Consider the following 26,247-nt stretch of genomic DNA (forward strand, 5'->3'; position numbering starts at 1 on the left):
GATTACCTGACTTTATATATCTCGTTTGAATATACCCTACAGCTTTAGAGTTACAGCCAGGCGGCCAGCTCGCTCTTCCCCAGGCGCTTACTTAAGTAACTGGGGTGTGAGCGCAGGTAACCACGCTGCAACTTGAAAGATGAGGGTATAGACGGCGTTTTCGTTGCGGAACATGGACATGGCAGACATGCTGAACAGCAGGCAGGGAATGAGAACGACTTCAGATGCGCCAGTACCGGTGATGGTGGCCGGTACGGCGATGGTGGCTATCAAATGCATCAGCGTGCTGTTGCTGTTGGGTGAACTGGGCGTCGATGGCGCTCAGGAGTTTGTCAGCACCAGCGCCCAGGCCTGGGATTCCACCCTGATATTTTTGGCTGGTCTGGTGCTGCTGTGCCTGCAAATCAGCTGCGGTTTTGCGGTAATGCGCGGTCGCAATTGGGGGCGTTGGGTCTATGTGGCCTGTCAGTGTGCGGTGGTCGGTTATTTGCTGTTGGCGACCATCGGCAGCTTTTTGCCCGAAGTCTTTACCGTGGAGGGCGAGACCAGCGGCCAAATTCTGCACGTGTTGATCCTGCAGAAAATCCCCGATGTCGTCATCCTGGCCTTATTGTTCGTTCCTGCCACTAGCCGCCGCTATTTCGCCGCGCGCAATTGAGATTTTAAGGGCGTAGAGTGATAAACTCTGCGCCCTTAATTATTCACCTCGAACTCAGAGTCAACTTAATGCATTGCGTTTTGTATACGGCGGGCACCTGCCGTTCTTGTCAGTGGCTGGAAAAGCCTTACCCGCAGCAGCTGGCAGACAAACAGCATCACCTGCAATCCCTGCTGGCCGAACGCGACGTCGCGCATTGGCTGGCGCCGATTGCCGGCGAGCAGAGCGCATTTCGCAATAAGGCCAAAATGGTGGTCAGCGGCAGCGTAGAGCGTCCGTTGCTCGGCATGCTGCACCGCGATGGCACGCCGGTTGATCTGAGTGGCTGTCCACTGTACCCCGCCAGTTTTGCGCCCATGTTCGCGGTGTTGAAAAGTTTTATCGCCCGCGCCGGTTTGACGCCCTATAACGTGGCGCGTAAGCGCGGGGAACTGAAGTATCTGCTGTTGACCGAAAGCACCCACAGCGGCGGCGTGATGCTGCGCTTTGTACTGCGCTCGGAGAGTAAATTGGCACAGCTGCGAGCGGCGTTGCCGTGGTTACAGCAGCAATTGCCACAACTCAGGGTGATCTCCGCCAATATTCAGCCGGTGCATATGGCGATTATGGAAGGAGAGCTGGAGATCCCACTGACCGAACAGCAGGCGCTGGAAGAGCAATTTAATCAGGTGCCGTTGTATATCCGCCCACAAAGTTTTTTCCAGACCAACCCAAAGGTGGCGGCTGAACTGTACGCTACCGCTCGTGACTGGGTTCGTGCATTGGGTATTGAAAGCATGTGGGATCTGTTCTGCGGTGTGGGGGGATTTGGCCTGCACTGTGCGCAGACGGATACCCGCCTGACCGGTATTGAGATCAGCGCCGAGGCGATTGCCTGTGCGCGTCAGTCAGCGAAAACGCTCGGTCTGCAACAGGTTAACTTCCAGGCGCTGGATTCCACGAAATTTGCCACCGCTGAGGGTAGCGTCCCCCAATTAGTGCTGGTTAATCCGCCACGGCGCGGCATCGGCAAGGATTTGTGCGACTATCTGAATGAGATGGCGCCCGGCTATATTCTCTATTCGAGTTGTAACGCCGAGACGATGGCGAAAGACATTGAGATGTTGCCGGATTACCGCATTGAACGCGTGCAACTGTTCGATATGTTCCCTCATACCGCCCACTACGAAGTGCTGACTCTGCTGGTACGCCACTAAAGGCGTTTCGGCAATAAGCATACAGTTTGAAATAGGGCGTGCATACCACGCCCTGGAGAGACTTACTGCGGGAACCACTTGTCGTTGATGGCTTTGTAGGTGCCGTCGGCCTTGATGGCGTCCAGAGCGGCATTCAGCTTGGCCAGCAGCGCCTGGTTGTCCGGACGCACAGCAATGCCCAGGCCGGTGCCGAAGTATTGGGCATCGGTAACGTGCTCGCCGACCGGCGCCAATTGCGGGCTACTCTTCAGCCACTCGTTGACCACTGCGGTATCACCGAACACGCCGTCAATACGGCCATTTTTCAGTTCGAGAATGGCGTTCTGGTAGCTGTCGTAAGAGACGGTATTAATCTCCGGGTGCTTATCCTGCATGTATTTTTGATGGGTGGTGCCGTTCTCCATGCCGATCTTTTTGCCTTTCAGATCCGCCAGCGAGCTGAATTTGCCTTTCTGCGCGATGACGATCGCCGAGTTGGCGTAGTAAGGCTGGGTAAAGGAAACCTGCTTGCTGCGCTCTGGCGTGATGTCCATACCGGAAATCACAGCGTCGTATTTTTTGAATTTCAGGGCGGCGATCAGGCTGTCGAACGCCTGATTGGTAAAGGTGCATTCGGCTTTCATTTGCTTGCACAGCGCGGTAGCCAGATCGATATCAAACCCGACAATCTTGTTGCTGGCATCCAGCGATTCGAAGGGGGGATAGGTGGCGGAAGAGGCGAAGCGAATGGTCTCAGCTGCACTGGCGTTTAAGGCGATGCCCGCCAATACCGTAGCGGCAAGTAATAGTTTTTTCATGCGTAAAGCTCCTGTCTGCAAGTCTGCGTGTTTTTATCTCTTCACCGCTTGATTTTACTGACAATAACCCAAAGGTTTTGGCGGCTGTTTATCGACGTTTACCCTGACATTTAATGCATTAATATGCAATATAAATGATTAAAAAATTACGACGAAAATAAAAAAGCCCTGCACGATGGCAGGGCTCCGAAACCTGAGGGGGCGGGCTCAGTTGCGGCGCTCGAATGCCAGCGCCCGACGCTCGACCATGCGCATCAACAACGTCAGCAGGCCGTTGACGCACAGATAGACCAACCCGGCAGCACCAAACACCATCACGTCGTAGGTACGGCCATACATCAGCTGGCTGTATCCCATCACTTCCATCAGGGTAATGGTGTAGGCCAGCGAGGTGCTCTTGAACACCAACACCACTTCGTTGGAGTAAGACGACAGCGCACGCTTGAAGGCAAAGGGCAGCAGGATACGCAACGACTGGGCACGCGACATGCCAAGCGCTTCGCAAGATTGCCACTGACCGGCGGGGATCGCCCGCACCGCACCGTAAAACAGCTGGGTAGTGTAGGCCGCGCTGTTCAGCGCCAATGCGATCATCGCACACAGCCACGGCTGCGACAGCAGATCCCACAACCACGGATATTCGCGGATCGCCGGGAACTGGCCGGGGCCGTAGTAGATCAGGAAGATCTGCACCAGCAGCGGCGTACCGGTGAACAGGGTGATATAGATTTTCACCAGCGGCGTCAGGATCGGCGTTTTCAGCGTCAGGATCACCGTCAGCACCAATGACAGCAGCAGTGCCACGATCAGCGCGGTAACGGTCAGCGTCAGACTGGTGTGCAGCCCTTTGATAATTTCCGGCAAGAACTCAAACATCAGGCTGGCCCCCGCTCAAAACGCGTGGTGCGCAGTTCAATGCGTTTGATGATGTACTGGCTAAACAGGGTCACCACCAAATAGATGGCCGCCGCGATCACATACCAGGTAAAAGGCTCCTGGGTGCGAGTGGCGATGCTCTTGGTCTGCAGCATCAGATCGTTAACGCTGATCAGCGACACCAGCGCGGTATCCTTCAGTAAAACCAGCCACTGGTTGCCCAGCCCTGGCAGGGCGTGGCGCCACATCTGCGGCATGATCAGGCGAAAGAAAATCGCTGCAGTGCTCATCCCCAGTGCCTGGCCGGATTCCCATTGCCCCTGTGGCACCGCTTTGAGTGCCCCGCGCAATGTTTGTGACGCATAGGCGGAATAGAGCAGGGCGAGGGCAATTACGCCACACAGGAACGGGCTGACTTCAAAATTATCAATCGCCAGCTGGACGGGCAGCTGGAACAGGCCAAAGTTCAGGGTGAAGCCGTCGGACAGCATCAAAAGCAGCTGTGATGAGCCGAAATAGATGAACAGCACCACCAGAATTTCCGGCAGGCCGCGCAACAGCGTAACCCAGGCGGTGCCGAGCCAGCTGACCACTTTCCAGCGCGATGACTCCCAGACGGCAAACAGCATCGCCAGGATCAACCCGAGGATAAGGGCACAAACGGCAAGGCCGACGGTCATCCCGGCGGCGCTTGCTAGAGGTTGAATTTCATTCATGGGGATAGATTACTGCTGGAACCATTTTTTGTAGATGGTTTCGTAAGTCCCATCCTGTTTGATCTTGTCGAGGGCGGCATTGAACTTGCCCTGCAGATCGGTATTTTTCTGGCGAACGGCAATGCCCAGCCCGGTACCGAAGTAGTCTTTGTCGGTCACCTTATCGCCTACCGCGGCCAGAGCGGCATTCTGTTTCAGCCATTCGTTGACCACTGCGGTGTCACCAAATACCGCGTCAACGCGACCATTCTTCAGATCCAAAATGGCGTTCTGATAGCTGTCGTAAGGCACGGTGGTGATTTCAGGGTGCTTATCGGTCAGGTATTTCTGGTGTGTCGTGCCGTTCTGCACGCCCACTTTTTTGCCTTTCAGCGCCGCTACGTCGGCAACTTTGCCCTTCTGGGCGACAAACAGCGCGGAGTTGTCGTAATACGGTTTGGTAAACAGCACCTGTTTTTCACGCTCAGGCGTGATGTCCATACCGGCCATGACCGCGTCAAAGCGCTTGAACTTCAGGCTAGGGATCAGGCTGTCAAAAGCCTGATTGGTGAAGCTGCACTCGGCCTGCATTTCTTTGCACAGGGCATTGGCCAGATCGACGTCAAACCCCTGGATCTTGTTGCCGGCGTCAATAAATTCAAACGGAGGATAAGAAGCTTCGGTAGCGAAACGGATCGTTTCGGCTGCAGAGGCGGAAACGCTGATGCCAGCCAGAACGGCGGCGATTATTAGTTTTTTCATCGCAAACTCCCCAAATTACAGCAAGTAAAATTGTTAGTGTGATAAGTAATTGGCAAACTCGGTGGTCTGCGGCTGCGCAAAGTGGCTGGCATCGCCTTGTTCCACTACGTGGCCGTTTTCCATGTAGACCACGCGGCTGGCGGTTTTGCGCGCCACTTCCACTTCGTGGGTGACGATCACCTGGGTGATCCCGGTGCCGGCCAGCTCGCGAATGATGCTGACGATTTGGGCGGTGATTTCAGGATCCAGCGCGGCGGTCGGTTCGTCGAACAGCAGCACCTGCGGCTCCATCATCAGCGCACGGGCAATGGCCACGCGTTGCTGCTGGCCGCCGGAAAGGTGCAGCGGGAAACGGTCGGCAAAATCGGTCAGGCGCAAACGCTTCAGCAACTTGTCGGCACGCTCCATCGCCTGAGCCTTGGTCAGGCCAAGCACACGACACGGCGCTTCGATCAGGTTTTGCACCACGGTAAGGTGAGGCCAGAGATTATATTGTTGGAATACCATGCCGACGTTCTGACGCAGCTCACGAATGGCTTTCTCGCCAGGGGCCTGCTTGAAGTCGAATTGATTGCCGGCGATCTGCAACTGACCCGAGCGCGGCATTTCCAGCAGGTTCAACACCCGCAGCAATGAACTTTTCCCCGCGCCGCTTGGACCCAGCAGCACTAAAGTTTCCCCTGCTGGGCAATCCAGCGTGATGTCAAACAGCGCCTGATGTGCGCCGTAATAGCAGTTGATACCGTTAAGTTGAATGCTCATGCGCCAGAATTGAATAGATATTGATGCCGCGAATGTTAACTTCCACAGAATACTTATGCAATCTTTGTGCGTTAAAATTTATTACTGCGCGGCAGGATAGTAAAAGAATAGCACAAGATACCGCGAGTCAGGTTCGAAGGGGGGATTTGTCGTGCACGCTGTGAGGTATGTAGCGAAAATTCTCAAAGTGAACGAATGTTGAGCGGAATCAAGGCATTTTTTTACCCACCGGCATCAAGCAGATGACGGTGGGGCGTGTGAGCTTACTGGTTTTCCAATACCTGACGCAGCGTGCCGCTGGCGGCATGCGGCGGCACGTTCAGATAGCGGATATCATCCACCACCCAACAGGTGCCTTCACGCACCATCAGCACCTCATCCTGCCAGTTGACCGCGCTGCCGCCGTCCTTCTGGTAGCTGAGCTGTACGCGCAATGGAATATTTTTTGCGTCGGTATTCGGGATGGTAGAAGCGCTGGCGACGGTGGCGCTGGTCGGTCCCTGCGCGTTGCCGGTAAACAGATCGCCAGTGACCTGATGTTTGCCCGGGTTCTGGTTGGCGGTCACCAGATCCTGATACAGCACTTTACTCAGGTAAGGTTGCAACTGCGCCAGACGGTTGCTGTCGGGCAGGGTGGTAGCGGCGCCCTGTTGCAGGCGCAGATCGTAAAATTTCTGTGCGACCGTATCCGGGCCGCCTTCCACACAACCGCCGGTACGGGAGCCGATATCCTTGAATGCCGGTTCGACGGTGGTGCAGGCACTCAGTAACAGCGCTAAGGGCAAAACAGCCGCAATCGTTTTTGTTTTCATCTCATTACCTTATGTGAAAGTCTCTACCATGAAGACCATTAGCCTACAGTATAAATGCGATTTCTGGCCTTGCATTCGTACTGCGTGCCATTTCAATACAGAACATAATGCCAAATCAATGGTCAGATAAGTGCGATGAATCAATCAAGCAAGGAGTTTTCATGCAGCTTTCCACTACCCCGACCCTGGAAGGGTTTACTATTACCGAGTACTGCGGCGTTGTCACCGGCGAGGCCATTTTGGGCGCGAATATTTTCCGCGATTTTTTTGCCGGCGTGCGCGACATCGTGGGCGGCCGTTCAGGCGCTTATGAGAAAGAGCTGCGTAAAGCGCGCCTGATTGCCTTCCGGGAGTTGGAGGAGCAAGCGAAAGAATTGGGCGCCAATGCGGTGGTAGGTATTGATATCGATTACGAAACCGTGGGTAAAGACAGCAGCATGTTAATGGTGACCGTCAGCGGTACCGCGGTGAAAGTCAGCCGCTAATCCTTTCTTTGCCCCCGGCCAAGGCCGGGGGCATTCGTTTATCCTACCTTGTGTTCTTCCACTTTTAGCGGGCGATGTTCCTGCGGTTTGGCCGCTGGAGCAGGGTGATGCTGTGCCTGTTGAATCTGTGGCTGATGGAACGGCGTTGGTGCGCTATGTGACATCATGGCATTTGGCCGTGGTTGAACCGGCTGTGGGCGAATAACGTTAGCCTTGGGCGCGACGTGTTCGACAGGTTTAACGGCCGGCAACTGCGCCCTTTGCTGTACGCTGACAGGTGTCGGTAGATGTTGTTCAGGCGTACGAGCCGGTCGCATCTCGGCCTGATGAACGGGGGCCGTGACTGTCGCTGGGTGCGGGCGCACGGCTGCCGGTGTTGAATGAGCGAAACTCGGCAGGGTCATTGGCTGCTGAACATGGGCGACCGGTGTCATCGCATGGGGCGCTGGCGTAGCTGCATGGGCAAAGTTCGGCGCCGTCATCGGCTGGCGTTCATTGGCTGCGACGGGCGGCGTAAAATGTGGCTGTTGCAGGTTGGCAACCTTAGGGGCTGCATAAGGCGTTGGTGCGGCAAAATGCGGCACCTGATTGACTGGCGCATTGTGATAGTTATTCACCGTGGTGCTGCGATTCACATTATTGTATTGGTTGATATTGGTGACACGGTTAATCACCGTGGTGGAGTGCGAGATATAAGGCGCATTGTTATAGACCACCGGTTGACGCCGATCATTCCAGCGCACGTCCCAGCTATGCCAGTTGTCATGATGCTGATTGATCAATGCCCCGACCGCGACACCCACGCCAAAACTGATCACGCCTGCCGCCAGCATATCGCCACTGCTATAGCCTGAGGCACTCTGATAGTGATAGCTCGGGTAGGCCGGGACAGGTTCGCCATAGGCCACCCAGGGATCGTAACGCGGCACGTAAACCACATCCGGTTGGCTGGGTTCGATGACAATGGTTTGCGCTGGCGCAACCACGACGCTTTGCGGATAGGGTTGCGGTTCCACGTAACGGGTTGCAGGCGTGATGACCACCCTTTGTTGCGGCGACGTTTTCAGCGTGCCTTTGGCGGCGGCACGTTGGCGCATGACCTGAATGGCGTTCATCACGTCGGTAGGGTCGTTGAGATAAGCGCTGCCCAGCGCGGTGGTCCAGGGAATATTTTTAGCCATCTGATCCAGCACGTCAGGAAATTGTACCAAACCGCGTACGCTGGGGTCCCAGGGTTGAGCGCCAGCGGCTGCGGTGAGCGCGGCCGGTTGCAGCCCCCGGTTTTGCGCCAGCCAGTTATCCGCCGCGCTGATTTGATCGGGATAACCCGCACCGGCCAGCACCTGCGCCAACAGTTTGTCAGGAAAAAGCGCCACCGGGCTGACCAGTTGATACAATTGATCGGCACTCAGTGGCGTATAGGTTGATGCTGCCGCGGGCGTGGCCACAGCAGGCGCGCTTCCCCCCATGGTATTGGCTACCGTTTTTTGGTCACAGCCGCTGAGCGGCAGCATGGCGATGCAGATCAGCCAGGCGACAGGGTTGAGCTTGAACATGAGCGACTCACTTTTATCAGCGCAGGTAATACTATGAAGCTATCATCTGCCATGGAGTCCGCCAGCGCGGCGCAACACTCACTTGCACATCTGGCCTCTCTGTCATCATTTATTGATTAACTTGATTATTGGATACAGATTAATCAATTTGAGTTACAAATTTGAGCCGCTCGACGGCAGGAGGGATTCGTGAAAATTTGGCCAGGGATATTTGCTGCCGCATTGCTTGCCGGCTGCCAAAGCGCACCGCAAAGCACCACCATAGACCGGGGCGACTATCAGTTGGAAACCCTGCATCAGGCGCAGGGAGCAGACCAGCGCATTCGTTTTCTGGTGATGCATTACACCGCAGAAGATTTCCATTCCTCGCTTAAAACCCTGACGGATGAACACGTCAGCGCGCACTATCTGCTGCCCGCGCACCCGCCATTGGTACAGGGCAAACCGGTGGCGTTTCAACTGGTGCCTGAAGCCCTGCGCGCATGGCATGCCGGGGCCAGCACCTGGCGCGGCAGAACCAACCTGAACGATACCTCGATAGGGATTGAAATAGTCAATCGCGGGTTCAACCGCACCCTGCTGTTTACCCATTGGCAGCCCTACACGCCACAGCAAATAGCCCTGTTGATCCCGCTGAGCCGCGATATCATCCAACGCTATGGCATTCAGCCGACAGACGTAGTGGGGCACAGCGATATAGCGCCCCAACGCAAGCAGGACCCGGGTCCGTTATTCCCCTGGCGGCAACTGGCGCAGGCCGGCATTGGCGCCTGGCCGGACGAGCAGCAGGTGCAGAAGCTACTGGCCGGCCGCGACAAGCAGGCGGCCGTGCCCCTGGCCCCCTTGATCGAAAAGCTGGCGCGTTACGGTTATGGTATTGACGCTCGGTGGGATGTCAGGCAGCAGAAGAACGTGCTGGCGGCGTTTCAGATGCATTTCCGGCCCAGCGATTATCGCGGTGAGCCGGATGCGGAGACGGAGGCGATCGTTGATGCCTTGCTGTTGAAGTACGGGGCAGCTCGCTAATTAAAGGCCGTGCAGTTTACCGTGTTCTTTTAGCCAGCGAGCGGTGCGGGAAATGCCTTCATCGAGCGAAACTATCGGCCGGTAATCCAACTCCTGCTGGGCACGAGTGGTGTCCAGCGTCAGATCAAAATTGAGCTTGGCGACCCCATAGTGGGTCAGTACCGGCTCTTTCTCGCTTTTGCTGCCGAGTTTCTCCATGCCGCGCGCCATCATATCGAGCATGGGATAGGGCACAGAGCGGATCCGGCACTTCATCCCCAACTCGTCAATTAACTGCTGCACCACGCTGTGCAACTGACGTGGCTGCTGATTGGTGATGTTATAAGCGCGGCCGGAGGGGGTATTTTCTTTCTGGGTGGCCAGCCACATGGCGTGCACCGCGTTTTCCAGATAGGTCATGTCCACCAGTGCCGCGCCGCCGCGTGGCAGCAGCAGGTTGCCGTAGCGTTTGATCATCTGCAACAGGCGCGGCAGCATCACTTTGTCATGCGGCCCGAACAACCCCTGAGGGCGCAGGATGGTGAAGTGGGTTTGCGGGTTGGACATCGCCAACTGCTGGATCACCTGTTCACCGGCGGCTTTGCTGCGCGCAAACTCGTTGGCATAGCGCGCGGGGCGGAAGTCTTCGGTAATGTTGCGATGGTGATGGTAATCGAAGTAGATCGCCGGCGAAGAGATATGGATAAACTGTGAAACGCCGTAGGCCGCTGCCCACTCGCCCAAGCGACGGGTAGCGCGCACGTTGGCCAGTTCGAAGGCTTCTTCGGTGCCCCATGGCGAGGTGAAGCTGGAACAGTGCCACAGCACGTCCACGTCGGCCAGCATGGCTTTGGCCTGCGATGAGATCAGGTTGGTGAGATCGGCATGAATGAATTCCGCGCCCATTTTTTCCAGCAGACTGCCCATGGCCTGGTTGCGGCCGGTGGCACGCACTTTAATGCCCTGGCGGCGGAGATATTCAACGGCGTTACGGCCTAACCCACTGGTTGCACCGGTGACCAATACCTTCATAACGAACTCTATTCTCACCAAAAATCAGAATGCTGACGGCCTTCAGCGGCGTTCCAGCAAATAAGATGCCATTCTTCCGTTATTTCGTGCGCTATGCAATCGGAAAGGCCCTAACCGCAGCAGTAAACTGTGCGGTTGATCGACAAATAAGCGATGGTCAGGACATATTGCGCGGGTTCTCTTCGGCCAGCCTGGCGATACGGCGCGCCATACCGCGAAAAATGAACAGGTGAGCGGGCATCATGGCGAACCAATACAGCAGTCCGCTAAAACCGGCAGGGTGCCACCAGGCACGCACATCCAGGGTGCGGTGGTCGCCATGATCTTTGATGGTGAACACCAGCCGGCCCAGCCCCGGCGCTTTCATGCCGAACAGCAACGCCAACTGCCGCAGTGGTTTAATGGTGATGACCTTCCAGCCATCGACCAGGTCGCCAATGGCTAACGTCTCACGCTGGGGGCGGCCATAAACTACGCGATTGCCAATCATATCGTCCATGCGGGCACGGATTTTCCACAGGATATTGGCGTAAAAATAGCCCTCTTTCCCGCCCAGTTGTTGCACCGTGTGCCACAGCGCCTGGCTGGAGGCCGGGGTTTCCAGCGAACAGCCCGCCTGTTTCGGGTAGAAGCCATAGCCTGGTCGCCAGCGGGCTCGCGCTTCCGGATCGTAGCCCCAGTCGGCGGAGTCGACCACTTCTTCCTCGCGCCGCAGGGTAGCCGCCACCGCCTGATCGAAGGTTTGCAGCGTCTGCGGAATCAGAGCCTGTAGCGGTTTACCGTCGGCGGGAAGATCGTGGTTCAACCCCTGGATCAACGCATTGGCGATCGAGGTGGGCACCGAGGTGATCATGCTGATGAACCATACCGAGATAAACCGGGTGGGCAAGGGGATGGGGATCAGCCAACGTTTTTTGCCGCTGATGGCAATGAAGCGTTCAAACATTGTTTGATAACTGATGTACTCCGGGCCGGCGACGTCAAAAATGCGGTTTTCTTCCGCCGGGTGCGCCAACAGATCGGCCAGATACACCAGCAGGTTTTCCAACGCGACCGGCGAAGATTTGGAACGCACCCAGCGCGGCGGGGTTAGCACCGGCAGGTTGTAGACCATATCGCGCATAATTTCGAAGGCCGCCGAACCGGGGCCGACAATGATGCTGGCGCGCAGTTCGGTGACCGGTACGCCGCTCTGGCGCAAGATCTCCCCGGTCAGCTTGCGTGCCACCAGGTGCGGTGAACTCTCGCCTTCCGGTTGCAGCGCACCGAGAAAAATGACCTGTTTTACGCTGGCGTTGCGTAGCGCATCGCGCAGGTTTTCCGCCGCCTGGCGTTCTTTTTCGATAAAGTCATCACCGTCGCCCATACCGTGGATCAGATAATACACGGCGTCGATCTCCCACAGCGCGGCGGTCAGGGTTTCTGGTTGGTAGACATCCACGTACTGGCAGTTGACCTGCGGCCAATGCTGCTCCTGAAGCCATTCAAGGCGGCGCGCGGCGGCGGTAATGCTGTGTCCCTGTTCGATCAGGTGGGGGATCAGGTTCTGGCCAATATAGCCGCTGGCTCCAAGAACCAATACGCGTTGAGGTGTCATTAGCGCTGCCTTATGCAGTGGAAGTCGATGACAGCATGCCAAACTCAGGGTTTAAATGCACTTTTTGTGTGGTTATGCGGGCATTGCATCCACCTTAAGGCAGCGTCACACTACGCACCGTTTGTCTGTGCTAAGCCGAAAAAATATGAAACTCAATGCCGTTTGTTATGCCCTGTTAGGTCTGGCGCTGATCGCCAGTTTATTTTTCCTGCATCCGATTTGGATGTGGTGGCTGTTGGCTAACCTGCTGACGTTATTGGTGTACGGTGTCGATAAACTGGCCGCGCGCAAGGGGTGGCGTCGGGTGCCTGAAAGCACGCTATGGGTGTTCGGGCTGGTGGGTGGCTGGATTGGGGCGATCGTTGCGCAGCAATTGTTCCGTCACAAAACCCAGAAACAGCCGTTCAAAAGTTGGTTTATCTTCAGCGTGGTGTTGAACGTCGTGGCGACGTTGGCGATCTGGTACTGGGTTTACGGCCGCTGGATCCTCTAAAACACGGGGCGTGTTAGCGCCCCGTTGAGGCATGCATCAAGCGTGCTGCTTGAGGAATTGTTGCCACAAATCGACCACGTGCTGTAAATCCTGACGGCTGACGTCGAGGTGGGTCAAAATGCGCGTCAGCGGCCCGCTGCTGATCAGCACGCCGCGCTCGCGCATCCAGGGGCCCAGTTTTGCCGCCAATTCAGGGGACTGACGCAGGTACAGCACGTTGGTTTGCGCGCCCGGCTCGGCGATCTCCACGCCAATGTTTTGCAACTGCTGTTCCAGCCACTTGGCGTTATCGTGATCTTCCCGCAACCGTTCGACATTATGCTCCAGCGCATAGAGTCCCGCGGCGGCCAGAATACCGGCCTGACGCAGGCCGCCGCCGGTCATTTTGCGCCAGCGTATCGCCTGCTGAATAAAGGCTTCGCTGCCGCACAACAACGAGCCTACCGGTGCGCCCAGCCCTTTCGACAGGCAAATGGTGAAGGTGTCGCAATACTGCACGATCTCTTTCAGCGGCACATTCAGCGCGACTGCGGCGTTGAAGATGCGCGCCCCGTCGATATGCAGTGCCAGCTTGTGTTCACGGCTGAATTGCCAGGCCTGTTGCAGGTACGCCAGCGGTAAAACGCGGCCGCTGATGGTGTTTTCCAGGCTCAGCAGACGGGTTCTGGCAAAGTGAATATCATCGGGTTTAATTGCCGCCGCGACCTTGTCCAGCGGCAGGGTACCGTCCGGGTTGGCTTCAATCGGCTGCGGTTGGATGCTACCCAGTACCGCGGCACCGCCGGCTTCGTATTTATAGTTATGCGCCTGCTGGCCGACGATGTATTCGTCACCGCGCTGGCAATGGCTCAGCAGCGCTACCAGGTTTGCCTGGGTGCCGCTTGGCAAGAACAGCGCCGCCTCTTTACCGGACAGGCGAACCGCTTCCGCCTCCAGTGCGTTGACCGTAGGGTCATCGCCATAAACGTCATCACCGACTTCGGCCTGGGCCATGGCTTCACGCATAGCGGCGCTGGGGCGGGTTACTGTGTCGCTGCGTAGATCAATAAGCATAAAAATTCCTTATCCCCTTCATCTTTCAAGCCGCAGCGTTGTTGGTTGCAACTTGAAATCTATTGGGGATAGCTAATGTGAAAGAGAATGCGGTTTTCATCATAGCCAGATTTTCTGATGACAAAAGAGAAAAAATACCGGGAACAGCGATCGTTGTTCCCGGGATGGGTCATTAACGCAACCAGTTGGTTTTCGCCAGTTCGACCACTTCGTCGCCACGGCCGTTGATGATCGCCCGCAGCATATACAGGCTAAAGCCCTTGGCCTGCTCGAATTTGATCTGCGGCGGCATCGCCAGTTCCTGCTTGGCGGTGACGACATCGAGCAATGCCGGGCCGGGGTGCGCCAGCATTTCCTGCAGTGCGCCGTCCAGATCCGACGCTTTCTCCACGCGAATGCCCTTGATGCCGGCGGCATTGGCTATCGCCGCAAAATCAGGGTTATGCAGGTCAGTGCCGTCAGTCAGGTAGCCCCCGGCCTTCATTTCCATGGCCACGAAGCCCAAAACGCTGTTGTTGAAGATCACAATCTTGACCGGCAGTTTTAGCTGGGCCAACGACAGGAAGTCGCCCATCAGCATAGTGAAACCGCCGTCTCCGCACATGGCGATCACCTGCTTGTTCGGTTCGGTTGCCTGTGCGCCAATCGCCTGCGGCATGGCGTTGGCCATCGAACCATGGTTGAACGAACCGAGCAGGCGGCGCTTGCCGTTCATTTTCAGATAGCGGGCCGCCCATACCGTCGGCGTGCCGACGTCGCAGGTGAAGATGGCGTCGTCGCTGGCGTACTGGCTGAGCTGTTGCGCCAGATACTGCGGGTGAATAGGCTGATCGTCATTGGCGGTGGCCAGGCCGTCCAGATCTTTGCGCGCGTTGCGGTAGTGCTCCAGGGCCTTGTCAAGAAAGGCACTGTCGCTCTTGGGTTCCAACTGCGGCAGCAGGGCGGTCAGGGTGGTGTTGATGTCGCCCACCAGCGCCATATTGACCGGGCAGTGCGCCCCGATACTGCCTGGGTTGATGTCGATCTGAATGATATTGGCGTTGGTAGGATAGAAGGCGCGGTACGGGAACTGGGTGCCGAGCAGCACCAGGGTATCGGCGTTCATCATGGCGTGATAGCCGGAAGAGAAACCGATCAGACCGGTCATGCCGACGCTATAGGGGTTGTCCCACTCGATATGCTCTTTACCGCGCAAAGCATGCACCACCGGTGCCTGCAACAGTTCGGCCAGCTTGACCACTTCATCATGAGAACCGGCACAGCCGCTGCCGCACATCAGCGTAATATTTTTTGCCTTGTTAAGGGTTGCAGCCAGCTTGTTCAATTCGCTCATGGGCGGCTGCACCAGCGGCAATGCCGGAGTGTGCCACACCATGCTGGCGTCTTCCGGTGCCATGCGCAGCGCCACGTCCCCCGGCAGCACAATCACCGAGACCCCGCGATTGAGGATCGCTTTGCGCATGGCAATCTCCAGCACCCGCGGCAGCTGTTCCGGGTTGGAAACCAGCTCGCAGTAGTGGCTGCATTCGCGGAACAGTTCTTGTGGGTGAGTTTCCTGGAAATAACCGCTGCCAATCTCGCTGGAGGGAATATGGGCGGCAATGGCCAGTACCGGTACGTGGTTGCGGTGACAATCGAACAGACCGTTGATCAGATGCAGGTTACCTGGCCCACAAGATCCGGCGCAGACCGCCAGTTGGCCGGTAAGCTGGGCTTCCGCACCGGCGGCAAAGGCAGCGACTTCTTCGTGGCGCGTGCCCAGCCATTCGATGGTGCCCATACGGTGCAGGCTGTCGCTGAGGCCGTTAAGTGAATCGCCGGTGACGCCCCAAATGCGTTTCACACCGGCCTGTTCCAGAGTTTTGGCGATCAGCGTGGCTACGGTTTGCTTCATACTTCCCCCAAACATGATAGAAATACCCTTGATTTTCAATCGTCTGAATTCCTCGGGTATGGCTTATTGATTATTGAGCAGATGAACGTAATAAAAGCGCGCAACCGGGAAAGTGTAGAAGGGGAGTGCCAAGCCTGCTTGCCGATAAATGCCCCATCATTGGCGATGGGGCGGCAAGCGTCAGGCGAGGGTAACGTCGCCCTGCAGTTGGCAACTGCAGGCCAGCACATAGCCCTGGGCGATTTCAGCCGGGGTGAGCGTCATGCTGCTGGTGGTGGTGTAGTCGCCTTCGAGGATGCGCGTTTTGCACGAGCCGCATACCCCGGCGCGACAGGCCGCGTTGACCGGCAACGCGTTGGCTTCCATCGCTGCCAGCAGCGTGCTGCCTACCGGGACGCGGTATTCACCCAATGGCCGGGCGGAGCGTAGCATTAATGTTGCACCTTGCCCGCTATCGGTTTCCGCCGGGGTATGAAACTGTTCTTTATGGAAGCGGGAAGCCGGCACGCCAAGCTGCAGGCACAGTTGCTCCGCCTGGGTCATATAAGGCGCAGGACCGCAGGTCATCACCCTGCGTTCGGTGATATCCGGCGCGACATGGCGCAGCACTTCGGCACTGATCCGCCCGCTGAGATACCCTGGCTGGATATCTTGTTCGGCCATCAGCGTCAGCCGCAGTTGCGGATGAGCGGCACAAAGCTCGCGCCACTGCTCGGCGAAAATGGTATCGGCAGGGGTGCGTACGTTAAAGATTACGGCGACATCACAGGTCGGACGATTGGCCACCAGCCAGCGACACATGGAGATGATTGGCGTGACGCCACAGCCGGCAGCCAACATCAGGTAGCTGTCGGCCGGGTGTTGTTCACAGCTGAACTCGCCTTGGGCGTCAGACAGCCACAGGGTGTTGCCGGGTTTAACCTCACGCGTCAGCCAACGGGAGCCGATGCCGTCCGGCAGGCAACGTACGCTGATGCTGAGAAAACGGCTTTGGCCGGGGGAAGAGGACAAGGTATAGGCGCGCAGCGTCTCTTCGCTATTGCGAATGCTGACCAGCGCAAACTGGCCGGCTTGATAAGGGTAAAAAACGTCGCAGATCAGGTTTAACGTCCAGACGTCGGCGGTTTCCTGTTGGATCGAATGGACCTGCATACGGTTAGGACAAAGTGGGCTGGGCTGGGTCATAGGGCACCTCAAAAGCAAAGGGGCCGGCATCTGCGGCCCCAAAAAACGGGATCAACCAAGCAGGGCGTGCAGGTCCTGCTCAACGGTAGTAATCGGACGCATGCCGAACTTGTCGTTGAGGATCGCCATCAGGTTCTCGGTCAGGAAACCCGGTGCCGTCGGGCCGGTGACAATATTTTTCACCCCTAACGACAGCAGCGTCAGCAGGATGACGATCGCTTTCTGTTCAAACCAAGACAGGACCAGGCTGAGTGGCAGTTCGTTGACGGTACAACCGAGCGTATCGGCGAGTTTGACCGCCAGCATGATGGCAGAATAGGCGTCGTTGCACTGGCCGACATCCAGCAGGCGCGGCAAGCCTTCCAGGGTGCCGAAATCCAGTTTGTTGAAGCGGTATTTGCCGCAGGCCAACGTCATGATCAGGCAGTCTTGCGGGACGCTGCGGGCAAAATCGGTGAAATAGCTGCGTTCATCGCGGCTGCCGTCACAGCCTCCCACCAGGAAGACGTGACGCAGTTTCTTTTGCGCCACCAAATCGATCACCGTATCGGCAGCGTTGAGCAGCGTCTGACGGCCAAAGCCGACGGTGATCATATGTTCGATTTCGGTATACGGGAACCCCTTCATGCCTTGAGCCTGGGCGATCACTTGGGTGAAGTCATCTCCTTCCAGATGGTTGACGCCAGGCCAGCCGACGATGCTGCGCGTCCAGATGCGATCGCCGTAGTTGCCGACGTTAGGATCGATAATGCAGTTGGAGGTCATCACGATAGGACCGGGGAATTTGGCAAACTCGGTCTGCTGGTTCTGCCAGCCGCTGCCGTAGTTCCCCACCAGATGTTTGAATTTTTTCAGCTCCGGGTAGCCGTGTGCCGGCAACATTTCGCCGTGGGTATAGACGTTCACGTCCTGCCCTTCGGTTTGCTCGAGCAGCATGCGCAGATCTTTCAGATCGTGACCGGAGATCAAAATGGCTTTACCCGCCACCGGACGGACATTTACCGCGCTGGGTAGTGGATCGCCATAGGCCTGCGTTTCACCGTGGTCGAGGATGGCCATCACGTTGAAGTTCATCTTGCCGATGCCCATCGCGTTGTTGAGCAGGGTATCCACATCGCGCGGCTGGGTGCCGAGCCAGGCCATAAAGGCGTGATAGTCGGCGTAAATCTGGTCGTCATATTGACCCAATACGTGGGCGTGCTCCATATAGGCCGCCGCGCCTTTCAGGCCGTACAGGCAGAGCATGCGCAGGCCGTGCACGTCGTCGCCGACCTCGGCTTTATCGGTATTCAGAGCGAACTGAGCCGCCTGTTGCAGCAGTGTAGGCATATCGTCACCGGCCAACTGCAACGTGGCTAGTGGATGATCGACGCTTACGCCGGCATCCAGCAGGCGGCAACGTGCCGCCAGTGATTCGCGCAGGGTGATAGTTTCGCGTGCATAACCGATGATGCGGTCAGAATCGAAGTTGACGTTGGTCAGGGTGGAGAAGAAGGCGCGCGGGGCAAAACTGTCGATATCATGATCGACGATCCCGAGAGCCCGTGCCTGCAGCGCCCAGGCTGACAGCCCTTGTAATGCCGCTACCAGCAGATCCTGCAGGTCCGAAGTTTCCGCCGTTTTACCACACATGCCCTGGGCATAAGAGCAGCCGTTGCCTGCCGGGGTACGAATGGTTTGTTCACATTGCACACAGAACATAATCGCTTCCTTTTTTAAAGTTGCATTTTAAATGCTTGTTTAAGAGCATAGATCGGCAACCGAGGCTTAAAAAGGTTTTTATGGCGTAACCAAAGGGAAGTTTGATTTAGCGCAATTTCGCTGTGCGGATGGGAATTATTACGCTTTCCGGGGGCGGTGCCCCCGGAAAAGAGGTCAGGAGAACAGGGCGATCAGTACCGGTGCCAGCAGGCTTAGCAGGAAGCCATGCACAATCGCCGGTGGCACCATTTCCAACCCGCCGCTGCGCTGCAACACCGGCAGGGTAAAGTCCATGGAGGTGGCACCGCACAGGCCCAGCGCAGAGGAACGGCTGCGTCGTACCAGGCTTGGGATCAGCATAATTGCCACCAGCTCGCGTGCCAGATCGTTAAAGAAGGCTGCGCTGCCCAATACCGGACCGTAGGCATCGGTGATCAGAATGCCGGAAAGCGAATACCAGCCAAAACCGGAGGCCATGGCCAGCCCGGCTTTGATCGGCAACCCCAGCAGCTGCGCTGCCAGCGCCCCGCCGGCCAGTGCACTGACCGTCACCACCACGGCCACCATCATGCCGCGTCGGTTAAGTACGATTTGGCGCAGGGTCATGCCGCTGTTGCGCAATTGGATGCCGACCAGCAACAGCAGGAAAATTAACGCGTATTCGCTGCCTTTATTGGCAAACTGCAACCATTGCCACTGGGTCAGGCCGAGCAGGAAGCCGCCGAGTACCACACCGCAGAGTTTGAGCGATTCCAGCGCCATATGCAGGCGCGATGGCAGCTTTTCCTGTTTATGGCTGTTCCGCCACGGCATTTTATGTTCCAGCAGCGCCAGCATCAGCAGGCTGGCAGCGAGAATGCACAGGAAGAACACCGAGGCATACTGGAAAATCAGCACCAGATTACTGCTCAGATCTTCCAAAAACGCCAGGCTGATACCCATGAAAAACAGGATCACGTAAACCATCCAGCTCAGCAGACGGTTAATGGTTTGCAGTAACGTTCTGCTGCGTAATGGAACCAGGTAACCGGCAATCAGCGGTAAGAGAATAATCAGCAGTCCTGAATACATGGTGAAGCTTACGTCCTTTGTTCGGCAGATGGCGCCAGGATGACCGGCGAGGCACCACACGCTAACCAAAACGGCGACCGGAGTAAAGCGGCAGATTTGACGTCGTCCTCTTGACCTGCAAGGGGTTTTTTGACCATGCTCAGAGAAGGTCACCCCATTAAGGACGGTGGCAGCGCGCACGGGAGGCGACAGATGTTCTTAGAGCGTATCGAGATTGCAGGTTTTCGCGGCATTAACCGGCTGTCGCTGATGTTGGACGACAACACGCTGCTGCTGGGTGAAAACGCCTGGGGTAAATCCAGCTTGTTGGACGCCTTGACCCTGCTGCTGGCGCCGGAGCAAAAGCTGTACCGTTTTGAAGGGCATGACTTTCATTTCCCTCCTGGCGAGGAAGAGGCCAAAGAACGGCATTTACAGGTGGTCTTTACCTTCTGTGAGAAAGACATCGGCCATGCTCATCTCCCCCGTTACCGCCACCTTTCGCCGCTGTGGGTCAAAGGCGAAGATAACCTCAACCGAATTTATTACCGCTGTGAAGGCGAACTGGCCGATGACGGCACGGTTTGTACCTGGCGCGGCTTCCTGGATGCCGACGGTAACGCGATGCAGTTGCATCATATTGAGCAACTGGCACATGCCATTATTCGCATCCATCCGGTATTGCGCCTGCGCGATGCGCGTTTCATCCGCCGTCTGCGGCCCAGCACGTTGAACGATGAAAACCCGGCTGACAATAAGGCCCTGTCCCAGCAGTTGGATCAGTTGACGCGAGAGTTGGTACGCAACCCGCAAAAGCTGACTAACGCCGAGCTGCGGCAGGGGTTGGCAGCAATGCAGCAACTGCTGGAGCATTACTTTGCCGAGCAGGGTTCGCAGGTCTCCCGGCCGCGTCGGCAACGGTTGGATCAAGATCAGGATCAGCAGGCATGGCGCTCCCTGGACAGCATCAACCGTATGGTGGCAGAACCTAACAGCCGTAGCATGCGGCTTATCTTGCTGGGAATGTTTTCTACTCTGCTGCAGGCCAAGGGCAGCATCAAGCTGGATCCGCACGCCCGGCCACTGCTGCTGGTGGAGGACCCGGAAACCCGTCTGCATCCGATTATGCTGTCGGTGGCCTGGGGGCTGCTTAACCAGTTGCCGTTGCAACGGATCACCACCACCAACTCCAGTGAACTGGTGTCGCTGGTGCCGGTAGAGCATGTTTGTCGGTTGGTGCGTGAGTCCGGGCGCGTCGCCACTTACCGCCTGGGACCGCGTGGGCTGAGTCCGGAGGATGGGCGCCGCATTGCTTTTCATATTCGTTTTAATCGGCCATCTTCGCTGTTTGCCCGCTGCTGGTTGCTGGTGGAAGGCGAGACCGAGGTCTGGCTGTTGAGCGAGCTGGCGCGCCAGTGCGGATATCACTTTGAGGCAGAGGGCGTACGCGTGATCGAGTTCGCCCAATGCGGATTAAAACCTTTGCTGAAGTTCGCCCGTCGCATGGGCATTGAATGGCATGCTTTGGTGGACGGTGATGAAGCGGGGAAAAAGTACGCCAATACCGTACGCAGCATGTTGGATAACCACGACGATAACGAGCGTGACCGACTGACCGCGTTACCGGCACCGGATATGGAGCATTTTATGTTCCGCGAAGGCTTCAGCCCGGTCTACTACCGGGTGGCCTCGGTGCCGAAGAATACGCAGATGCCGGTGCGTAAGGTGATCCTCAAGGCGGTGCATCACTCCTCGAAACCCGATTTGGCGATCGAAGTAGCGATGCAAGCCGGCCAGTGGGGCACGGACTCGGTGCCGCCACTGCTGAAGAAAATGTTTTCGCGTGTGACCTGGCTGGCGCGTGGCCGCGCCGATTAGACCGAAGTAAAACGGGACTGGGCACGAAAGTGCTCTGCCATTCCCAGTTCCAACTGGTCCAGCAGTTGATAGCGACGGCGGTATTCAGCGCGTTTCTTGCTGGCCACTTCTTCTATCGGTTTGCGGGTGATGTTCTTCGGCAATAAAAAATAGCCGCTTTCAAGCATCTGGCCGCCCATGGATACCCAAAACTGATCGTAGTCGGCATGCAGCTTGTCTTTCTTTTTACTGTGATAACGCCAGTTCTGGTAGATATGGGTGGCGTTGCCGACCGCCACGATTTGCTGAATGCCCAAATGGTGGGCCAGAGCGCAAACTCCTTCCAGTGCCAGGCGTTTGGGGAACAATCCGTGACACTCCTTGGTGGCCTGCTGGATTTCAGCATGCGGTACCTGATGATTAGCTCCCTGTAACCCGCCGATAAACAGCGTCGGTTTCTGCTGATAGTGCATCAGCGAAAAGGTGATTTCCGCCAACATAATACCGTTGGCGTTACGCAGCAGCAGGGTGGCTTCGCCTTCCTTGTTCAGGTTGTCGATGGCCGCCAGTTCGAGTGACACCGCGGCGCCACTCTTGCCTTCGGCACTGGCGAGCACAAAAGGCTTTTTCAGATGACCGAGCAGCATTTTCATTGGCATGCGTTGGGTGCTGAGATCGTAGTGGTCGCGCAGGGCAAATAAGCACTCGATTTTACTCATGTTGGCTGCCAGATACGGACGATGCAGTTTGCACGGCAGATTGGGTTGCGCGTTCAGGATCTCATCCAGCAGGGGATTGGACGCCAGCGTGCTGAGCAGGCCGCTGGTGGTGCGCCAGCAAAATAACGAACGGCCGATAAACTTCAAGCGGAATGACGTTTTTTTCCATGCTTTACTCGGCGTCTTTTCGCCATTGATCAGCGCCGTCATCAGTTGCCAGCCGTTAAGCGGACGTGCAGATACGAGTGGGTAGCTGAGCTGTGACATGATGAAATCCTTGACTGTATTGAATGGTGCTATTTCATCAAGGCTTCACTAAACGAGAGGTCAATGCCCAACTGTAACCAAGCGTGTCTCCACATTGTGTTGAGCTAAGGTTTAGTTATTCCGCACCGTGCGTGATAATTTAGCCCCGCTGCCGCTATTGGCAGTATGAATTGCAACAGGCAGGAACCTATTTTGACGTGGTTTAAAGGACACAAACGACGCTGGATAATCGCGCTGATCGTAGCGGCGGTAATCGCTGTGTCGGCGGTCTGGCACTTTGGGCACCCGACGCCAACCCAGTTTAAAACGGTGAAGGTCACCCTGGGCAGTCTGCAGCAAAACGTACTGGCGACCGGTCAGCTCGACGCGGTTCGCAAGGTGGACGTGGGTGCGCAGGTCAGCGGGCAGTTGGAAAGCCTGTACGTCGAAATTGGCGACCGGGTGAAGAAAGGCCAGTTGCTCGGCGTGATTGATCCGCAGCAGGCGAAAAACAGCATCCGCGAGGGCGAAGCGACGCTGCGTGAGCTCCATGCCCAGTTACAGCAGGCGCAAGCGGAACAACAGCTGGCGGCGGTTACGCTGCAGCGCAATCAGGCTTTGGCCAAACTGCAGGCCGTCTCGCGTCAGGATCTGGATCAGGCCGCCACACAGCTGGCAGTGAAGAAGGCGCAGGTAGGCACCATTCATGCGCAAATCGCCAAAAACCAGGCCAGCCTGGACACGGCAAAAATCAATCTGGCTTTTACCCGCATTGAAGCGCCGATGGATGGCGACGTGGTGCAAATCACCACGCTTCAAGGCCAGACGGTGATCGCGGCGCAACAGGCGCCGAATATTTTGACGCTGGCAGATCTCAGCACCATGTTGGTAAAAGCCCAGGTGTCGGAAGCGGATGTCATCAGCCTGAAGCCGGGGCAAAAAGCCTGGTTTACCGTGCTGGGCGATCCTAATCGACGCTTTGATGGCGTGTTGAAAGATATCCAACCAACGCCGGAAAAGGTCAATAACGCTATCTTCTACTACGCGCGCTTTGAAGTGCCGAACCCCGAGGGGTTACTGCGTTTGCAAATGACGGCGCAGGTGCATATTCAACTGGCGGGGGTCAATCAGGCGCAAATTATCCCTTTGGCGGCCCTGGGCGATCAAATTGCGGATAACCGCTATCAGGTTTCGATCCTCAAGCAGGGCAAGGAGGAAAAGCGCGAAGTGGCGATTGGCCTGCGTAATAATATTGACGTGCAAATCCTCAGCGGACTGAATATCGGCGACGAAGTGATCGTCAGCCGCGGCGGCGCGGAGCCTCTCTGATGGCCGCATTGTTGGAACTGAGCGGCATCAGCCGTAACTATCAGTCGGGCGATCAGACGGTGGCGGTGCTGAAGAACGTGAGCCTGAGCATCGAGGCCGGCGAAATGGTGGCCATTATGGGCGCCTCCGGCTCCGGTAAATCGACGCTGATGAATATTCTCGGCTGCCTGGATAAGCCCAGCGCCGGCGTGTATCGGGTGGCAGGGCAGGACGTGGCGACGCTCGATAGCGACGCGTTGGCTCGGCTGCGGCGTGAACATTTCGGTTTTATTTTCCAGCGGTATCATTTGTTGCCGCATTTGAGCGCGGCCCATAACGTCGAAGTGCCTGCGGTATATGCCGGGCTGGGCAAGGCGGCACGACGTGAGCGTGCGGTGGCGCTGTTACAGCGCCTGGGGCTAAGCGAGCGCGTCAGTTACCGACCGAGCCAGCTTTCCGGCGGCCAGCAGCAGCGGGTCAGTATCGCTCGTGCGCTGATGAATGGCGGTCAGGTGATCCTGGCGGATGAACCGACGGGTGCCCTCGACAGCCATTCCGGTGAAGAGGTGATGACCATCCTCAAGCAGCTGCGCGAGCAGGGGCATACGGTGATTATCGTGACCCACGATCCGGCCGTGGCCCAGCAGGCTGAGCGGATCATTGAAATCCGCGACGGCGAAATCATTGCCGATTCACGCCCTGATGGGCAGAGCAACCCGAACGCCAAACCGTTGGAGATGGTTACGCCGGCGCCGTCCTGGCAGCAAACTATCGGTCGTTTCCGCGAAGCCTTGGTGATGGCCTGGCGGGCAATGGCGGCAAGTAAAATGCGCACTGCGCTGACCATGCTCGGCATTATTATCGGCATCGCCTCGGTGGTTTCGATCCTGGTGATCGGCGACGCAGCCAAACAGATGGTGCTGGCAGATATCAAATCCATCGGCACCAATACGGTAGATATCTATCCCGGTAAGGACTTTGGTGACGACGATCCGACTTTCCGCCAGGCATTGAAGTACGACGATCTTGCCGCGTTGCGCGAGCAGCCTTACGTCAGCGCATTGTCGCCCAGCATCGCCAGCAGTATGCGGCTGCGGCTGGGTAACGTTGATGTTGCAGCCAACGTTAACGGCGTCAGCGAACAGTTTTTCCGCGTGTACGGCATGACCTTTACTGAGGGCGTCGGCATTGATCAACTGCAGGTGCAATCACAGTCGCAGACGGTGGTGATCGACGCCAATACCCAGCGCCGCCTGTTCCCGAATCAGAAAGAGGTGGTAGGCCGGGTGATCCTGGTGGGCAATATGCCGGCGACGGTAGTGGGGGTAGCGAAGGAAAAGCAATCTATGTTCGGCAGCAGCAAGACGCTGAACGTCTGGGTGCCCTACAGCACCATGGCCAATCGGCTGATGGGGAACGCCTATTTTGATTCGATTACCGTGCGCATTCGTGATGGTTACAACAGCCAGGAGGCGGAGCAACAGCTGACGCGCTTGCTGACGCTGCTCCACGGCAAGAAAGACGTCTTCACCTATAATATGGACAGCCTGGTGCAGACCGCAGAAAAAACTACGCGTACGCTGCAGCTGTTTTTGACGCTGGTGGCGGTGATATCACTGGTGGTCGGCGGTATCGGCGTGATGAACATCATGTTGGTATCGGTGACGGAGCGCACGCGTGAGATAGGCATCCGCATGGCGGTGGGGGCACGCTCCGGCGACGTACTACAGCAGTTTCTGATTGAAGCGGTGCTGGTGTGTCTGGTCGGCGGTGCTTTGGGGATTACGCTGTCCTTTGCCATCGGCCTGTTGGTGCAGTTGGTGTTGCCGGGTTGGCAAATCAGCTTCCCTCCGGCGGCCCTGTTGAGTGCGTTTGTCTGTTCCACCGCTATCGGCGTGGTGTTCGGTTATCTTCCGGCCCGCAGCGCGGCGCGGCTTAACCCGATTGACGCGCTGGCACGCGAATAATCAGCGAATAAAAAATGCCAGTCACACGGCGGCTGGCATTTTTTAGCGGGGTGTTTCAAACTGACTCTGTGGATGCGCGTTAGGCCAGGGCCTCGCTTTCCAGTGGCACAATAAGACTCGCATGGTTCCCTTTTGGCCCTTGGTGCACATCAAAACTGACCTGCTGGCCGGCTTTGAGTGTCCGGTACCCATCCATCTTAATCGTAGAATAATGGGCGAATATGTCTTCGCCGCCGCCTTCAGGACAGATAAACCCAAACCCTTTGGCGTTGTTGAACCATTTAACAGTACCCGTCTCCATGCTTTTACATCCCTCGCAACGCTATTTTTAGGTGAGATGAATAACTGAATTCGCACCCGCCAGAAGCAGGTAGCAGATGAGCCTGAAAGTGGTTAAAACACCACCAGCTCACGAATTTACACTCTAGAGCAAATGATCATCACGTCAAGGGATCGGCTTTTGTCGGCAGGGAGCAGTTCATCAAAGTTTGAAGCAGGTAACGATCTTGACATTGTTTGGTAACAATTCGTCAGAGATTTT

At 56.8% G+C, this 26,247-nt stretch carries 24 protein-coding genes; 8 read left to right on the forward strand and 16 right to left on the reverse strand.

All coding sequences use genetic code 11. The annotated features are described in order from the left end of the window. Positions 1-178 precede the first annotated feature (178 nt). Together H0S68_RS08105 and rlmC are read left to right on the forward strand one after the other, a co-directional pair. Complete coding sequence (locus H0S68_RS08105) at positions 179-658, forward strand: YbjO family protein (RefSeq protein ID WP_116691166.1); 480 nt, start codon at positions 179-181, stop codon at positions 656-658. A 68-nt stretch (positions 659-726) separates the two neighbouring features. Further along, positions 727-1,854 carry a 23S rRNA (uracil(747)-C(5))-methyltransferase RlmC gene (rlmC, locus tag H0S68_RS08110; RefSeq protein WP_410529300.1) on the forward strand — a complete coding sequence of 376 codons (1,128 nt, stop codon included), beginning with the start codon at positions 727-729 and terminating at the stop codon, positions 1,852-1,854. A gap of 62 nt (positions 1,855-1,916) precedes the next feature. Here rlmC and artJ (H0S68_RS08115) read toward each other — a convergent pair whose 3' ends face one another. The 6 genes from artJ (H0S68_RS08115) to H0S68_RS08140 all read right to left on the reverse strand — a co-directional run bounded on the left by artJ (H0S68_RS08115) (position 1,917) and on the right by H0S68_RS08140 (position 6,558). Beyond that, positions 1,917-2,651: an arginine ABC transporter substrate-binding protein gene (gene artJ, locus H0S68_RS08115; RefSeq protein WP_201895547.1), complete on the reverse strand. Its 735-nt coding sequence runs from the start codon at positions 2,649-2,651 to the stop codon at positions 1,917-1,919. A gap of 207 nt (positions 2,652-2,858) precedes the next feature. Continuing rightward, complete coding sequence (artM, locus tag H0S68_RS08120; RefSeq protein WP_129940212.1) at positions 2,859-3,527, reverse strand: arginine ABC transporter permease ArtM; 669 nt, start codon at positions 3,525-3,527, stop codon at positions 2,859-2,861. Then, on the reverse strand, positions 3,527-4,243 hold the full coding sequence (artQ, locus tag H0S68_RS08125) for an arginine ABC transporter permease ArtQ (protein ID WP_041414381.1): 717 nt from the start codon (positions 4,241-4,243) through the stop codon (positions 3,527-3,529). Before artQ ends, artM begins: the two co-directional genes overlap by 1 nt. 9 nt (positions 4,244-4,252) lie before the next feature. Next, entirely contained in the window at positions 4,253-4,984 is a 732-nt protein-coding gene (artJ, locus tag H0S68_RS08130; RefSeq protein ID WP_020826087.1) for an arginine ABC transporter substrate-binding protein, read from the reverse strand. A 33-nt stretch (positions 4,985-5,017) separates the two neighbouring features. Next, entirely contained in the window at positions 5,018-5,746 is a 729-nt protein-coding gene (gene artP / locus H0S68_RS08135) for an arginine ABC transporter ATP-binding protein ArtP (protein WP_020826088.1), read from the reverse strand. A gap of 263 nt (positions 5,747-6,009) precedes the next feature. Then, positions 6,010-6,558 (reverse strand): lipoprotein, encoded by a 549-nt coding sequence (locus H0S68_RS08140; RefSeq protein ID WP_020826089.1) that lies wholly within the window; start codon positions 6,556-6,558, stop codon positions 6,010-6,012. A 161-nt stretch (positions 6,559-6,719) separates the two neighbouring features. On the opposite strand from H0S68_RS08140, the gene H0S68_RS08145 reads away from it, so the two are divergent. Then, positions 6,720-7,043: a heavy metal-binding domain-containing protein gene (locus tag H0S68_RS08145; RefSeq protein ID WP_020826090.1), complete on the forward strand. Its 324-nt coding sequence runs from the start codon at positions 6,720-6,722 to the stop codon at positions 7,041-7,043. Between the two features lie 38 nt (positions 7,044-7,081). Here the strand turns inward: H0S68_RS08145 and H0S68_RS08150 are convergent, their stop codons facing one another. After that, a complete protein-coding gene (locus H0S68_RS08150; protein ID WP_201895546.1) occupies positions 7,082-8,599 on the reverse strand; it encodes a DUF3300 domain-containing protein in 1,518 nt (505 codons plus the stop codon). Between the two features lie 189 nt (positions 8,600-8,788). On the opposite strand from H0S68_RS08150, the gene H0S68_RS08155 reads away from it, so the two are divergent. Next, positions 8,789-9,625: an N-acetylmuramoyl-L-alanine amidase gene (locus tag H0S68_RS08155; RefSeq protein WP_046374018.1), complete on the forward strand. Its 837-nt coding sequence runs from the start codon at positions 8,789-8,791 to the stop codon at positions 9,623-9,625. On the opposite strand, the gene H0S68_RS08160 is transcribed toward H0S68_RS08155, so the two are convergent. Both H0S68_RS08160 and H0S68_RS08165 read right to left on the reverse strand, forming a co-directional pair. Further along, positions 9,626-10,636 (reverse strand): NAD-dependent epimerase/dehydratase family protein, encoded by a 1,011-nt coding sequence (locus H0S68_RS08160; protein WP_020826093.1) that lies wholly within the window; start codon positions 10,634-10,636, stop codon positions 9,626-9,628. Between the two features lie 157 nt (positions 10,637-10,793). Continuing rightward, positions 10,794-12,233, reverse strand: a complete 1,440-nt coding sequence (locus H0S68_RS08165) for a DUF2867 domain-containing protein (protein ID WP_410529301.1) — start codon at positions 12,231-12,233, stop codon at positions 10,794-10,796. A gap of 145 nt (positions 12,234-12,378) precedes the next feature. Here H0S68_RS08165 and H0S68_RS08170 point away from each other — a divergent pair, with 145 nt between their 5' ends. After that, positions 12,379-12,726 (forward strand): DUF1294 domain-containing protein, encoded by a 348-nt coding sequence (locus H0S68_RS08170; RefSeq protein ID WP_122078084.1) that lies wholly within the window; start codon positions 12,379-12,381, stop codon positions 12,724-12,726. Between the two features lie 36 nt (positions 12,727-12,762). On the opposite strand, the gene ltaE is transcribed toward H0S68_RS08170, so the two are convergent. The 5 genes from ltaE to H0S68_RS08195 all read right to left on the reverse strand — a co-directional run bounded on the left by ltaE (position 12,763) and on the right by H0S68_RS08195 (position 19,630). Then, the gene (gene ltaE, locus H0S68_RS08175) at positions 12,763-13,779 is read right to left on the reverse strand and encodes a low-specificity L-threonine aldolase (RefSeq protein WP_020826096.1); all 1,017 of its coding nucleotides are present in this window, start codon (positions 13,777-13,779) and stop codon (positions 12,763-12,765) included. A 172-nt stretch (positions 13,780-13,951) separates the two neighbouring features. Continuing rightward, positions 13,952-15,673, reverse strand: a complete 1,722-nt coding sequence (gene poxB, locus H0S68_RS08180; RefSeq protein ID WP_020826097.1) for a ubiquinone-dependent pyruvate dehydrogenase — start codon at positions 15,671-15,673, stop codon at positions 13,952-13,954. A 180-nt stretch (positions 15,674-15,853) separates the two neighbouring features. Beyond that, positions 15,854-16,858 (reverse strand): NADH oxidoreductase, encoded by a 1,005-nt coding sequence (gene hcr / locus H0S68_RS08185; RefSeq protein ID WP_410529302.1) that lies wholly within the window; start codon positions 16,856-16,858, stop codon positions 15,854-15,856. Positions 16,859-16,909: 51 nt separating this feature from the next. Then, a complete protein-coding gene (gene hcp / locus H0S68_RS08190; RefSeq protein WP_116690829.1) occupies positions 16,910-18,559 on the reverse strand; it encodes a hydroxylamine reductase in 1,650 nt (549 codons plus the stop codon). Positions 18,560-18,733: 174 nt separating this feature from the next. Then, complete coding sequence (locus tag H0S68_RS08195) at positions 18,734-19,630, reverse strand: lysine exporter LysO family protein (RefSeq protein ID WP_048761828.1); 897 nt, start codon at positions 19,628-19,630, stop codon at positions 18,734-18,736. 192 nt (positions 19,631-19,822) lie between these two features. On the opposite strand from H0S68_RS08195, the gene H0S68_RS08200 reads away from it, so the two are divergent. Next, positions 19,823-21,487, forward strand: a complete 1,665-nt coding sequence (locus H0S68_RS08200; RefSeq protein ID WP_020826101.1) for an ATP-dependent endonuclease — start codon at positions 19,823-19,825, stop codon at positions 21,485-21,487. On the opposite strand, the gene H0S68_RS08205 is transcribed toward H0S68_RS08200, so the two are convergent. Next, positions 21,484-22,452, reverse strand: a complete 969-nt coding sequence (locus tag H0S68_RS08205; protein ID WP_273854752.1) for a VirK/YbjX family protein — start codon at positions 22,450-22,452, stop codon at positions 21,484-21,486. The genes H0S68_RS08200 and H0S68_RS08205 overlap by 4 nt on opposite strands. 252 nt (positions 22,453-22,704) lie before the next feature. Between H0S68_RS08205 and macA the strand changes: the two genes are divergently transcribed. Continuing rightward, positions 22,705-23,760 (forward strand): macrolide transporter subunit MacA, encoded by a 1,056-nt coding sequence (gene macA / locus H0S68_RS08210; protein ID WP_240504854.1) that lies wholly within the window; start codon positions 22,705-22,707, stop codon positions 23,758-23,760. Next, positions 23,760-25,706: a macrolide ABC transporter ATP-binding protein/permease MacB gene (gene macB, locus H0S68_RS08215; protein WP_273854751.1), complete on the forward strand. Its 1,947-nt coding sequence runs from the start codon at positions 23,760-23,762 to the stop codon at positions 25,704-25,706. Before macA ends, macB begins: the two co-directional genes overlap by 1 nt. A gap of 79 nt (positions 25,707-25,785) precedes the next feature. Here macB and cspD read toward each other — a convergent pair whose 3' ends face one another. Continuing rightward, positions 25,786-26,007, reverse strand: coding sequence for a cold shock-like protein CspD (gene cspD / locus H0S68_RS08220; protein ID WP_004942590.1), 222 nt, complete (start codon positions 26,005-26,007; stop codon positions 25,786-25,788). Positions 26,008-26,247: the final 240 nt, after the last annotated feature.

This window comes from Serratia sp. AXJ-M (assembly GCF_046531865.1).
Taxonomy (GTDB): domain Bacteria; phylum Pseudomonadota; class Gammaproteobacteria; order Enterobacterales; family Enterobacteriaceae; genus Serratia; species Serratia liquefaciens.

What these genes read in the sequence shown, in the direction of transcription:
- H0S68_RS08105 (WP_116691166.1), top strand. Translation starts at nt 179, where the DNA reads ATGGCAGACATGCTGAACAGCAGGCAGGGAATGAGAACGACTTCAGAT.
- rlmC (WP_410529300.1), top strand. Translation starts at nt 727, where the DNA reads ATGCATTGCGTTTTGTATACGGCGGGCACCTGCCGTTCTTGTCAGTGG.
- artJ (WP_201895547.1), bottom strand. Translation starts at nt 2,651, where the DNA reads ATGAAAAAACTATTACTTGCCGCTACGGTATTGGCGGGCATCGCCTTA.
- artM (WP_129940212.1), bottom strand. Translation starts at nt 3,527, where the DNA reads ATGTTTGAGTTCTTGCCGGAAATTATCAAAGGGCTGCACACCAGTCTG.
- artQ (WP_041414381.1), bottom strand. Translation starts at nt 4,243, where the DNA reads ATGAATGAAATTCAACCTCTAGCAAGCGCCGCCGGGATGACCGTCGGC.
- artJ (WP_020826087.1), bottom strand. Translation starts at nt 4,984, where the DNA reads ATGAAAAAACTAATAATCGCCGCCGTTCTGGCTGGCATCAGCGTTTCC.
- artP (WP_020826088.1), bottom strand. Translation starts at nt 5,746, where the DNA reads ATGAGCATTCAACTTAACGGTATCAACTGCTATTACGGCGCACATCAG.
- H0S68_RS08140 (WP_020826089.1), bottom strand. Translation starts at nt 6,558, where the DNA reads ATGAAAACAAAAACGATTGCGGCTGTTTTGCCCTTAGCGCTGTTACTG.
- H0S68_RS08145 (WP_020826090.1), top strand. Translation starts at nt 6,720, where the DNA reads ATGCAGCTTTCCACTACCCCGACCCTGGAAGGGTTTACTATTACCGAG.
- H0S68_RS08150 (WP_201895546.1), bottom strand. Translation starts at nt 8,599, where the DNA reads ATGTTCAAGCTCAACCCTGTCGCCTGGCTGATCTGCATCGCCATGCTG.
- H0S68_RS08160 (WP_020826093.1), bottom strand. Translation starts at nt 10,636, where the DNA reads ATGAAGGTATTGGTCACCGGTGCAACCAGTGGGTTAGGCCGTAACGCC.
- H0S68_RS08165 (WP_410529301.1), bottom strand. Translation starts at nt 12,233, where the DNA reads ATGACACCTCAACGCGTATTGGTTCTTGGAGCCAGCGGCTATATTGGC.
- H0S68_RS08170 (WP_122078084.1), top strand. Translation starts at nt 12,379, where the DNA reads ATGAAACTCAATGCCGTTTGTTATGCCCTGTTAGGTCTGGCGCTGATC.
- ltaE (WP_020826096.1), bottom strand. Translation starts at nt 13,779, where the DNA reads ATGCTTATTGATCTACGCAGCGACACAGTAACCCGCCCCAGCGCCGCT.
- poxB (WP_020826097.1), bottom strand. Translation starts at nt 15,673, where the DNA reads ATGAAGCAAACCGTAGCCACGCTGATCGCCAAAACTCTGGAACAGGCC.
- hcr (WP_410529302.1), bottom strand. Translation starts at nt 16,858, where the DNA reads ATGACCCAGCCCAGCCCACTTTGTCCTAACCGTATGCAGGTCCATTCG.
- hcp (WP_116690829.1), bottom strand. Translation starts at nt 18,559, where the DNA reads ATGTTCTGTGTGCAATGTGAACAAACCATTCGTACCCCGGCAGGCAAC.
- H0S68_RS08195 (WP_048761828.1), bottom strand. Translation starts at nt 19,630, where the DNA reads ATGTATTCAGGACTGCTGATTATTCTCTTACCGCTGATTGCCGGTTAC.
- H0S68_RS08200 (WP_020826101.1), top strand. Translation starts at nt 19,823, where the DNA reads ATGTTCTTAGAGCGTATCGAGATTGCAGGTTTTCGCGGCATTAACCGG.
- H0S68_RS08205 (WP_273854752.1), bottom strand. Translation starts at nt 22,452, where the DNA reads ATGTCACAGCTCAGCTACCCACTCGTATCTGCACGTCCGCTTAACGGC.
- macB (WP_273854751.1), top strand. Translation starts at nt 23,760, where the DNA reads ATGGCCGCATTGTTGGAACTGAGCGGCATCAGCCGTAACTATCAGTCG.
- cspD (WP_004942590.1), bottom strand. Translation starts at nt 26,007, where the DNA reads ATGGAGACGGGTACTGTTAAATGGTTCAACAACGCCAAAGGGTTTGGG.